6 protein-coding genes and 1 pseudogene are annotated in these 5,590 nt (G+C 66.3%); 6 read left to right on the forward strand and 1 reads right to left on the reverse strand.

Annotated elements, in window-relative coordinates:
- Positions 1-130 precede the first annotated feature (130 nt).
- Genes Q1J79_RS12400 through Q1J79_RS12425 form a run of 6 tightly spaced genes read left to right on the forward strand, consistent with a single transcriptional unit; the run spans position 131 to position 5,338 of the window.
- Positions 131-1,072 (forward strand): branched-chain amino acid ABC transporter permease, encoded by a 942-nt coding sequence (locus Q1J79_RS12400; protein WP_300300782.1) that lies wholly within the window; start codon positions 131-133, stop codon positions 1,070-1,072.
- A complete protein-coding gene (locus tag Q1J79_RS12405; protein WP_300300785.1) occupies positions 1,069-1,803 on the forward strand; it encodes an ABC transporter ATP-binding protein in 735 nt (244 codons plus the stop codon). Before Q1J79_RS12400 ends, Q1J79_RS12405 begins: the two co-directional genes overlap by 4 nt.
- The gene (locus Q1J79_RS12410; protein WP_367182986.1) at positions 1,796-2,518 is read left to right on the forward strand and encodes an ABC transporter ATP-binding protein; all 723 of its coding nucleotides are present in this window, start codon (positions 1,796-1,798) and stop codon (positions 2,516-2,518) included. The genes Q1J79_RS12405 and Q1J79_RS12410 overlap by 8 nt, the downstream gene beginning before the upstream one ends.
- A gap of 18 nt (positions 2,519-2,536) precedes the next feature.
- Complete coding sequence (locus tag Q1J79_RS12415; protein ID WP_300300791.1) at positions 2,537-3,988, forward strand: aldehyde dehydrogenase; 1,452 nt, start codon at positions 2,537-2,539, stop codon at positions 3,986-3,988.
- A gap of 12 nt (positions 3,989-4,000) precedes the next feature.
- Complete coding sequence (locus Q1J79_RS12420) at positions 4,001-4,765, forward strand: SDR family NAD(P)-dependent oxidoreductase (RefSeq protein WP_300300794.1); 765 nt, start codon at positions 4,001-4,003, stop codon at positions 4,763-4,765.
- Between the two features lie 39 nt (positions 4,766-4,804).
- Positions 4,805-5,338 carry a 2,4'-dihydroxyacetophenone dioxygenase family protein gene (locus Q1J79_RS12425; protein WP_300300797.1) on the forward strand — a complete coding sequence of 178 codons (534 nt, stop codon included), beginning with the start codon at positions 4,805-4,807 and terminating at the stop codon, positions 5,336-5,338.
- A gap of 4 nt (positions 5,339-5,342) precedes the next feature.
- Here Q1J79_RS12425 and Q1J79_RS12430 read toward each other — a convergent pair.
- A pseudogene (locus tag Q1J79_RS12430) lies at positions 5,343-5,590 on the reverse strand (poly-beta-hydroxybutyrate polymerase); the annotation flags it as partial.

The raw sequence follows: 5,590 nt of genomic DNA on the forward strand, positions 1-5,590 counted from the left end.
TGATCCTCGGCCTGACCGAGACCTTTGTCGCCACCTGGATCGATCCCGGCCTCACCCTGGCGGCTACCTATACGATCTTTCTGCTGATCCTGCTGGTTCGCCCGCAGGGCCTGTTCGGCGGAGCCGGCCGATGAACCGCCAGGTCTTGCTGGGTGCGCCGCTTGCCCTGATCGCCGTGGCCGTGCTGGCCATGGTACCGTTCCATGCCGATGGCTATGTCCTCTCGCTGGCAATCAGCATCCTGAACTACACCGTGCTGGCCACCGCCTGGGCGCTGTTCTCCGGACCCACGCGCTATGTCTCGCTGGCCACCGTCGCCTTCTTCGGCATCGGCGCCTATACGGTGGCGGTATTCGGCGAGGCTCTGGCCTGGCCACTGGTGCTGCTGATCGCGTTGGCTGTCGGCGTGGTCGTTGCGTTGGTGGTGGGCCTCTCCACGCTTCGCCTGTCCGGCGTCTATTTCGTCATCTTCACCTTCGGCCTGGCCGAGCTGATCCGCCAGCTCGTCACCTGGTACGAGGTCAACATCACCCGCACGCTCGGCCGCTACGTCTTCATCGACATCACCACCGAGCAGATATACTGGCAACTGCTCGGCCTGGCCGTTCTGGTTTTTCTCTGCGGCATGCTGATCCGGCGGTCGCGCCTTGGCCTGGCCCTGCGGGTGATCGGCGATGATGAAACCGTGGCGCGCCATGTCGGTATCAACACCACCACCGCCAAGGTGGCGCTGTTTGCCTTGAGTGCCGTGTTCATGACCCTGTCGGGCGCGGTGATGGCGCCGCGCTGGACCTATATCGATCCGGCCATCGCCTTCAATCCGGTCACCTCCTTCCAGGTGCTGATCATGGCCCTGCTGGGCGGCGTGCACCGGCTCTATGGCCCGGTGCTGGGTGTGGTGCCGCTGGCGTTGCTGTTCGAATACCTGCTGGCCAATTTCCCGAATCATTTCAGCATTCTGATCGGTCTGGCCTTCATGCTGATCGTCTATGCCATCCCCCGCGGCATCGTTGGCCTGCTGGAGCAGGGCCGTGGCGCGATCCGCAATTTTGGCGGGGAGAAACGGCCATGAGTGCGTCGCACCTTCTCCAGGTCTCTGGCCTGACCCGCCGTTTCGGCGGGCTTGTCGCGGTGGATGGCGTGGACTTCGCCGTCAACGACGGCGAGATTCTGGGCCTGCTCGGGCCAAACGGTTCGGGCAAGACCACCGTGCTGAACATGATCTCCGGCGCCCTGGCGCCCAATGATGGCACGATCCGCCTGCGTGGCGCGGCCATTCATGGCCTGGCCCCGCACCGGATCGCCCGCCTGGGCGTGGCGCGCACTTTCCAGCTCGTCCGTGTGCTCGGTTCCCTGTCGTGCCGCGAGAATGTGCTGGCCGGCCTCGCGTTCGGCACCCGGCATCTGTGGGGGAATGCCGCCGTTCGCGAGGCCGGGGATATCCTGGACCGGGTCGGGCTTGCCGGCCGGGCCGACATGATGACGACCGAACTCACCTATATCGACCAGAAGCGGCTGGAGCTGGCCCGCGCGCTGGCCCTGAAACCGCAACTCCTGCTGCTGGACGAATGGCTGGCCGGCCTGAACCCCACCGAGCTGCTGCAGGGCATCGAGCTGATCCGCTCGCTGCGCTCCGAAGGCGTCGCCATCCTGATGGTCGAGCATGTGATGGATGCCATCCGCTCGCTGTGCGACCGCTGCGTGGTGATGAATGCCGGCCGCAGGATCGCCGATGGCATACCCGCCGCCGTGCTGGCCGACCCGGAAGTGGTGCGCGCCTATCTGGGGGATGCCGATGCTTGAGATCGCCAACCTCTCGGTGTCCTACGGCAAGCACCGCGCCGTCGATGGCGTCAGCCTCAGCGTGGCGATGCGCGAGATCGTCGTGATCCTCGGCGCCAATGGCAGTGGCAAAACCTCGCTGCTGCGGGCCGCCGGCGGGTTGCAGCCCATGGCGACCGATGCCCGCATCGCACTGGCCGGGCAGGATCTGCGCCGGCTGCGCGCGCACCAGATCGTCGAGGCCGGGCTGGCGCTGGTGCCCGAGGGGCGCGGCATCTTCGGCGAACTGACCGTGCGCGAGAACCTGCAGCTCGGTGCCTTTGCCAAGCGCGCGCGGGCCAAAGAGGCCGAGAACCTGCAGCGCGTGCTGACCCTGTTTCCGCGCCTGGCCGAGCGCATGAACCAGGCCGCCCGCACCATGAGCGGCGGCGAGCAGCAGATGGTGGCCATCGGCCGCGCCCTGATGTCGGCGCCCGACATCCTGCTGCTGGACGAACCCTCGCTGGGCCTGTCGCCGCTGATGTGCGGCGAGCTGTTCGGCGCGCTGGAGCATGTGCGCGAGGCCGGCATCGGGGTGCTGCTGGTCGAGCAGAATGCCAAGCGCAGCCTGGCCATCGCCGACCGCGGCTACCTGATCGAAAACGGCCGCATTGTCGGGCAGGGCAGCGCGGCAGCGTTGCGCGACGATCCGGCGGTACAGCGCGCCTATCTGGGCGTGGCCACCGACAAACACTGAAAAATAGGGAGAGCAAACATGTTCACCATCGATCTGCTGATTGACGGCAAGGATGTCGCGGCCGCCGGCGGCCGTACTTTCGAGCGCCACAACCCGCTGACCGGCGCGGTGGCCAGCCGCGCGGCGGCGGCCGATATGTCCGATGCCGTGAAGGCGGCCGACGCGGCAGCCAAGGCCTTCCCTGCCTGGTCGGCGCTGGGGCCGAACGCGCGCCGCGCCCATCTGCTGAAGGCGGCCGATGCGCTGGCGGCGCGGGCCAAGGATTTCATCGCCCGCATGGCCGAGGAAACCGGCGCGACGGCGGCCTGGTCCGGCTTCAACGTGCATCTGGCTTCCGGCATGCTGCGCGAGGCGGCGGCGATGACCACCCAGATCGGCGGCGAGGTGATCCCCTCCGACAAGCCGGGCTGCATCGCCATGGCGGTTCGTCAGCCGGTGGGCGTCATCCTCGGCATCGCGCCGTGGAACGCGCCGGTGATCCTTGCCACCCGCGCGCTGGCCATGCCACTGGCCTGTGGCAACACCGTGGTACTCAAGGCCTCTGAAATCTGCCCGGGTACCCACCGCCTGATTGCCGAGGCGCTGGCCGATGCCGGCCTGCCGCCGGGCGTGGTGAACGTGGTGACCAACGCGCCGGCCGATGCCGCGAAAGTGGTCGAGGCGCTGATCGCCCATCCGGCGGTGCGGCGCATCAATTTCACCGGCTCGACCAAGGTGGGCCGCATCATCGCCGAGACGGCGGCGCGGCATCTGAAACCCGTGCTGCTGGAGCTGGGCGGCAAGGCGCCCTTCCTGGTGCTGGAGGATGCCGACCTCGACGAGGCGGTGAAGGCCGCCGCCTTTGGCGCCTTCATGAACCAGGGCCAGATATGCATGTCCACCGAACGCATCGTGGTGGACCAGAAGGTGGGCGATGCCTTCGTCGCCAAATTCGCCGCCAAGGCGCAGACGCTGGTGGCCGGCGACCCGCGCCAGGGCAATACGCCACTGGGTGCCGTGGTCAGCCGCGAGGCGGCTGAGAAGGTGGTGCATCTGATCGACGATGCCGTGGCCAAGGGTGCGAAGCTGGTGGCCGGCGGCAAGGCCGATGGCGCCATCATGTCGGCCAGCGTGCTCGACCATGTCACGCCGGAGATGAAAGTCTATTACGAGGAATCCTTCGGCCCGGTCACTTGCGTGGTGCGGGCGCGCGACGAGGACGATGCCGTCCGCATCGCCAACGACACTGAATACGGCCTGGCGGCTGCGGTGTTCAGCCGCGACATCCCGCGCGCGCTGGGCGTGGCGCGCCGGATCGAAAGCGGCATCTGCCATATCAATGGCCCTACCGTGCATGACGAGGCGCAGATGCCGTTCGGCGGCACCAAGGCGTCGGGTTATGGCCGCTTCGGCGGCAAGGCCGGCATCGAGGAATTCACCGAATTGCGCTGGATCACCATCGAGACCCAGCCCGGCCATTACCCAATCTGAGCGGAGCGCACCATGGCATTGCTGGAGGACAAGGTCTGCATCGTCACCGGCGCGGCCGGCAGCTTAGGCCTGGCCAGCGCCGCCGCCTTCCTGCGCGAGGGTGGCCGCGTCATGCTGGTGGACCTGAAGCAGGATCGGCTGGAAGCGGCAAAGCGTGAGCTGAACGCCCCGGCGGACCGCGTGGCGGTATGCGCCGCCGACGTGGCCGATGCGGCCGCCACGCGCGGCTATATCGATGCCACCATGGCAAAATGGGGCCGCATCGACGTGCTGTTTTCCAATGCGGGCATCAGCGGCGTGATCAGCCCGATCACCGAGTATCCGGAAGACGTGTTCGACGCGGTGATGGCCGTCAACGTGCGGGCCTCGTTCCTGGCCTGCAAATACGGCCTGCCGAAAATGGCCAGAGGCGGCAGCATCATCATCACCTCCAGCGTGGTGGGCGTGACCAGCGATCCCGGCATCTGCGCCTATGCCACCTCCAAGCATGCCGTGATCGGCCTGATGCGCACGGCGGCGAAAGAGGCCGCGCCGCGCGGCATCCGCGTCAACGTGGTCGCGCCTGGTCCGATCGACAACGGCTTCCAGAAGGATATCGAGGTGGGGCTTTCGGCCGCCATCGGCCGCGACGCCACCAAGCTCCTCGATTCCATCATCCCGCTCGGCCGCCATGCCCGGGCCGATGAAGTCGCTCGTTCGGTGCTGTTCCTGGCCAGCGACCAGAGCAGTTTCTCCACCGGCAGCGTCTTCATGGCCGATGGTGGCATGCATATCTGACCAGCAGAAACAAACGCCAAAAACAATTGGAGGCGCCCCATGCCCGAACTGGCCACCACCGAATTCTGGAGAGACCTCAAGCCCATCGCCAAGGTGTTCCAGCCCGATGCGCTGCCCGAGGCCTATATCGCCAACGCACCGGCCGACGACGAAAAACTGTATGTGCCGTTCACCGACACGGTGTCGTCGCGGCCGTTATGGATTTCGCCGTCGCAGAACAAATGGTGCGACATCCTGATGGCCAAAAGCGCCGGCCTGGTGAACCGGCATTACCATCCCCACGAAGTGTTTGCCTACACCATCTCGGGGAAATGGGGCTATCTGGAGCATGACTGGACGGCGACGGCCGGCGATTTTGTCTACGAGACGCCGGGCGAGGGCCATACCTTGGTGGCCTATGAGCACAAGGACCCAATGAAGGTTTTCTTCATCGTCACCGGGCCGCTGATCTGGCTGGACGAGGCCGGGGAGCCGAACGGTTATTTCGACGTGCACCAGTATATCGCCATGTGCAAGGCGCATTACGACAAAGTCGGCATCGGCGCCGATTACATCAACACGCTGTATCGCTGAATTTTCAGGGCTGGCGCACGTAAGTGCCGGGTGCCGGCTCCAGCGGCTTGTAGCCGGCGGTCGCATTGCCCATGTCCGGTGGCGCGATGCGGGTGCTGCTGTTCCGGGCCAGCCAGTCGAACCAGGCCGGCCACCACGAACCGGATTGCGCCGGGGTATCGTTCATCCAGCGGTCGGGATCCACGTAAGGCGCGTGCTCGGGGTGATGGGCCAGCCGGTAATGCCGGTTGTTCCTGCCGGGCTCGCTGACAA

The organism is Ferrovibrio sp., assembly GCF_029255545.1.
GTDB lineage: Bacteria > Pseudomonadota > Alphaproteobacteria > Ferrovibrionales > Ferrovibrionaceae > Ferrovibrio.

What these genes read in the sequence shown, in the direction of transcription:
- Q1J79_RS12415 (WP_300300791.1), top strand. Translation starts at nt 2,537, where the DNA reads ATGTTCACCATCGATCTGCTGATTGACGGCAAGGATGTCGCGGCCGCC.
- Q1J79_RS12405 (WP_300300785.1), top strand. Translation starts at nt 1,069, where the DNA reads ATGAGTGCGTCGCACCTTCTCCAGGTCTCTGGCCTGACCCGCCGTTTC.
- Q1J79_RS12400 (WP_300300782.1), top strand. Translation starts at nt 131, where the DNA reads ATGAACCGCCAGGTCTTGCTGGGTGCGCCGCTTGCCCTGATCGCCGTG.
- Q1J79_RS12425 (WP_300300797.1), top strand. Translation starts at nt 4,805, where the DNA reads ATGCCCGAACTGGCCACCACCGAATTCTGGAGAGACCTCAAGCCCATC.
- Q1J79_RS12420 (WP_300300794.1), top strand. Translation starts at nt 4,001, where the DNA reads ATGGCATTGCTGGAGGACAAGGTCTGCATCGTCACCGGCGCGGCCGGC.
- Q1J79_RS12410 (WP_367182986.1), top strand. Translation starts at nt 1,796, where the DNA reads ATGCTTGAGATCGCCAACCTCTCGGTGTCCTACGGCAAGCACCGCGCC.